Here is a 2,234-nt window from a genome sequence, read left to right as displayed (position 1 = left end):
CGCCAGCGCCAGGTTCACCCGCGCCCCACCGACCGGGCCGGCGCCGAGCACGTGCAGCCCGTCCCGTATCTGCACGTCCTTGATCTCGCACAGCCAGCCGTCGACGTGCAGCACGAATTCGTCGAAGTCCGCGTCCTCCGGCTGCTCCGCCACGTGCAGGTCGTGGTGCAGCTCCGCGGCCCGTACCAGCGTCCAGATCCGGCTGCGCACGGCAGGCGCCTTCGCCGGATCGAGGTCGGAGACGAGCGCGTACTCGTCGAGGAGCTGCTCCAGCTTCGCCAGGTCCCCGTAGGAGTCGGCGCGGGCCATCGGCGGCACGAGGTGGTCGACCACCGTCGCGTGCCCGCGGCGCTTGGCCTGGGTGCCCTCGCCCGGGTCGTTGACGATGAACGGGTACACCAGCGGCAGATCCCCCAGCACCGCGTCCGGCGCACAACCCGCCGACAGCCCCAGCCCCTTGCCGGGCAGCCACTCCATCGTGCCGTGCTTGCCCATGTGTACGAGCGCGTCCGCGCCGAACGTGCGGTCCAGCCAGCGGTACGCGGCCAGGTAGTGGTGCGACGGCGGCATGTCCGGGTCGTGGTAGATGGCGATGGGGTTCTCACCGAAGCCGCGCGGCGGCTGGATCATCACCACGGCGTTGCCGAAGCGCAGCGAGGCGAGCACGACGGCGGGCCCGCCGTCGCCGTCGTCCACGTACAGCTCGCCCGGCGGCTCGCCCCAGTGCGCGACGACCGAGGCCCGCAACCCGGGGTCGAGCGCGGCGAACCACCGCTCGTAGTCGCCCAGCGGCACCCTGGCCGGCGCCGCCGCCAACTGGTCCTCCGTCAGCCACTCCACGTCGTGCCCGCCGGCGGCGATGAGCCGGTGGATCAGCTCGTCGCCGTCGTCGGGGTACCCCTCGACGCCGTAACCCGCGGCCCGCAGCGCGTCGAGCAGCCGGACCGCGGAGGCGGGCGTGTCCAGGCCGACGGCGTTGCCGACCCGGGAGTGCTTGGTGGGGTACGCGGTGAAGACGAGTCCGATCCGCTTCTCACCGTTCGGCGTGTGCCGCAGCCGCGCGTACCGCACGGCGATCCCCGCGACGCGCCCGGCGCGCTCCGCGTCCGCCACGTAGACCGGCACGCCGTCGGGCCCGTCCTCCTTGAACGAGAACGGCACCGTCACCAGCCGCCCGTCGAACTCCGGGATCGCCACCTGCATCGCCGCGTCCATCGGCGACAGCGCCGCATCCGACGCCAGCCAGGCGTCCCGCCCCGACGTCAGGCACAGCCCCTGCAGCACCGGCACGTCCAGCTCCGCGAGCGCCCCCACGTCCCACGCCTCGTCGTCCCCGCCCGCGGAGGCGTCACCCGGCCGCGTCCCACCGGAGGCCAGCACGGTCGCCACCAGGGCGTCGGCGCGGCCGAGCAGCTCGAACAGCCCCTCGTCGGCACCGCGCAGCGAACCGCAGTACACCGGCAGGGCGTTGGCGCCGTGCGCCTCGACGGCCGCGCAGAGGGTGTCGACGAAGGCAGTGTTCCCGGCGAGTTCGTGGGCGCGGTAGAAGAGCACGCCGACGGTGGGGCGGTCGTCCTTCCGCACGTACGAACCGTGCACCCCGAACGCGGGCATCCGCCGCGGCGGGGCGAAGCCCTCGCCGGTCAGCAGCACGGTGTCGGACAGGAACCGCGCCAGCTCCGCGAGGTTCGCGGGCCCGCCCTCGACGAGATAGCGCAACGCCTCGGCGACGACCCCCGCGGGCACCGACGACTCGGCCATCAACTCGGCGTCGGGCACCGACTCCCCACCGAGCAGCACCGTGGGCGTCCCGGCGGCGCGGAGCACGTCCAGCCCCTCCTCCCAGGCGCGCCTGCCGCCGAGGAGCCGGACCACGACGAGGTCCGCACCGTCGAGGAGCCCGGGCAGGTCGTCCGGGCCGGTGCGGGAGGGGTTGGCGATCCGGAAGTCCGCGCCGCAGGCGCGGGCGGCGAGGAGATCGGTGTCGGCGGTGGAGAGGAGGAGGACGGTGGTCATGCGGCACTCGCTTCGATGGGGAGCAGGGCGGCGAGGGAGGTGGTGACAAGGGCGAGGAAGCAGACCCGGGAGGAGAGCCGGACGGCACGCTCGATGTCGCGCACGTCCGGAGGACGCCCGGCCGGATTGAGCACGGCCCGGTGCTCGGTCCGCCCCCCGTACGCCAACTCCCCACCGAGCCGCAGCCCGAGCGCACCGGCGAACGCGGCCTCCACGGG

General features: G+C 74.2%; 2 protein-coding genes. Both read right to left on the bottom strand.

What is annotated here, in order from left to right; translation table 11 throughout:
- Positions 1-2,016, bottom strand: a 2,016-nt coding sequence (locus H5J30_RS28370) for a cobaltochelatase subunit CobN (RefSeq protein ID WP_181790141.1), incomplete at its 3' end; no start/stop codon positions are given.
- A partial coding sequence (locus H5J30_RS28365) for a cobalamin biosynthesis protein (protein WP_181790140.1) occupies positions 2,013-2,234 on the bottom strand: 222 nt, incomplete at its 5' end. The genes H5J30_RS28370 and H5J30_RS28365, both read right to left, overlap by 4 nt.

The sequence above is a fragment of the Streptomyces phytophilus genome (assembly GCF_013870535.1).
Taxonomy (GTDB): domain Bacteria; phylum Actinomycetota; class Actinomycetes; order Streptomycetales; family Streptomycetaceae; genus Streptomyces; species Streptomyces phytophilus.
The sequence above is the reverse complement of the archived record's forward strand: the minus strand, read 5'-3'. Positions and strand labels throughout refer to the sequence as shown.